General features: G+C 35.5%; 2 protein-coding genes and 1 pseudogene. 1 reads left to right on the top strand and 2 read right to left on the bottom strand.

Features of this window, described 5'->3' with window-relative positions:
• A partial coding sequence (recF, locus tag GMD6S_RS08820; protein ID WP_000266689.1) for a DNA replication/repair protein RecF occupies nucleotides 1–974 on the bottom strand: 974 nt, incomplete at its 3' end.
• 2 nt (nucleotides 975–976) lie between these two features.
• Nucleotides 977–1345: a S4 domain-containing protein YaaA gene (gene yaaA / locus GMD6S_RS08815; protein WP_000455868.1), complete on the bottom strand. Its 369-nt coding sequence runs from the start codon at nucleotides 1343–1345 to the stop codon at nucleotides 977–979.
• A gap of 160 nt (nucleotides 1346–1505) precedes the next feature.
• On the opposite strand from yaaA, the pseudogene GMD6S_RS08810 reads away from it, so the two are divergent.
• Nucleotides 1506–2205 (top strand): annotated as a pseudogene (locus GMD6S_RS08810) (insulinase family protein); the annotation flags it as partial.

Below are 2205 nucleotides of genomic sequence, written 5' to 3'. Positions count from 1 at the left end.
TCTAGTAATTTTAGTTGCCGTGTATTGTCAAGTTCGCTCATAACATCATCAAGCAGTAGTATTGGAGACTCGTTGGTAATACTTTCCATTAGCTCAATTTCCGCCAGTTTTATAGAAAGAACAAGGCTACGATGTTGACCTTGGCTTCCAAAACTAGCATCCATACCATTGATATAAAAAGAAATATCATCTCGATGAGGGCCAACTCCAGTATTCTTTTTAAATAAGTCTCTGAATCTGCTTTTCTCCAAAGCAATTTTAAAAGAACGTGTTAGCTGTTCTTCATCAGTGAAGTTGACAGATGATTGATAAAATATTGACAACTCTTCTAATTTGTTTGAAATTTCTAAGTGTTTTTTTTGACCAAATTTCTCTAAGTCTTTAATGAATTTTATCCGATGCTTTATAACGCGACAACCATACTCTACTAACTGATCATCTAAGACTGACAGAAATGTTTCGTCAATCTTCTGGCTGGATTTTAGGTAGGTATTTCTCTGCTTGAGTATATGGTTGTAGTTTGACAAGTCTGACAAGTAGATTGGTTTTATTTGTCCCAGTTCAATGTCTATAAACTTTCGACGGACAGAAGGCGCTCCTTTAATTAGCTGGAGATCTTCAGGTGCGAAGAGGACAACATTCATATGTCCGATGTAGTCTGATAGGCGAGCTTGTTTTAAGTGATTGACCTTGGTCACACGCCCTTTTGGTGTTAAATCAATTTCTAGAGGGATAGAGCTTGTTTTTTTCTGTAGCAAGCCAGAAAGATGGAGTTGCTCGTTATCAAAATGAATGAGATTTTTATCTGTACGAGTCCGATGACTACGTGTCAAGGCTAAGAAATAGATTGCTTCTAGAATATTGGTTTTTCCTTGTGCATTTTGACCTAGAAAGACATTTAATTTTGGATTGAAATCAATTTTTGCCTCTTTGTAGTTTCGAAAGGTTTTAATTGTTAAATGTTGGAGCCACATGGTTATCTTCCTGGAAAACGTGGAACTTGTTTGGTTTTAGGCGATGAAGAAGTTTTTTGTTTTTCTTTCTTGACACCTTTATTCATCTCTTTGACAAGTTTAGCAATTCGCTCTTTCTCAATCTTATCTGCTTGATACTCTTCTTGCTCTTTTAAACTTGGTTTTGTCAAGGTGATGTCAATCTTTAAATCAGGAATGTCAATCGTATCTCCAATACGGATTTTTTTCCCACGTCTACTTTCTAACTCGCCATTAAAGTAAACTTGATGATCTATTAAAAAGGATTTGATAGCACCACCGCTGTGTATAATTCCAATCTCTTTTAGGAGGGCTTGGAGTGTAATAAATTCTTCAAATAATTTGTATTCCATAATTCACCTCAATCTTTGGTATTATACCATATTTTCCTTGAAATAGCTGAAGGAAAGTTAGCTGAAATGAAAACGGTTTTACTCTTTAAAGCTATAAAGAGAACAAGAAAAATTTTGATTTTCGTGGTATAATAGAACTCTATATGTAAGGAGGTAAGGTATGGAATTAGTGCCTGGAATTTCAGCACATTTTGTTCAATCCAAAAAGTTTAAAACAAATAAGATCACCATTCGTTTTACTGCTCCCTTATCTCTTGAAACAATAGCAGGACGTATGTTGAGCGCGAGTATGTTGGAGACGGCAAATCAAGCTTATCCCACATCACAAGCATTTCGCAGATACTTGGCAAGTTTATATGGAACAGATATTTCCACAAGTGCTTATCGTAGGGGACAGGCACATATTCTTGACTTAACATTTACTTATGTGAGGGATGATTTTTTAAGCAAAAAGAATGTCTTGACTTCTCGAATTTTGGAATTGGTGAGACAGACTTTATTTGCTCCCTTAGCTCAAGATGGTGCTTTTGAGCCAGCTTTATTTGAAATTGAAAGAAAACAGTTATTGGCTAGTCTAGCTACTGATATGGATGATTCATTTTATTTTGCTCATAAGGAGTTGGATAGCTTGTTCTTCCATGATGAGCGTCTTCAATTGAGATACAGTGATTTACGAAATAGCATTTTAAATGAGTCTCCGGAAAGTGGCTACATGTGCTTTCAAAATACTCTGAAAAATGATCGTATTGATTTCTTTTTCTTAGGTGATTTTAATGAAGTAGAAATTACAGAATCACTGAAGTCATTACCCTTTACAGCTAGAGAGAACGGCGTCACTATCCAGTACCATCAATCTTATT

The sequence above is a fragment of the Streptococcus sp. GMD6S genome (assembly GCF_000297015.1).
Note: the sequence above shows the minus strand (reverse complement) of the source record. Positions and strands in the feature narration are given on the sequence as shown.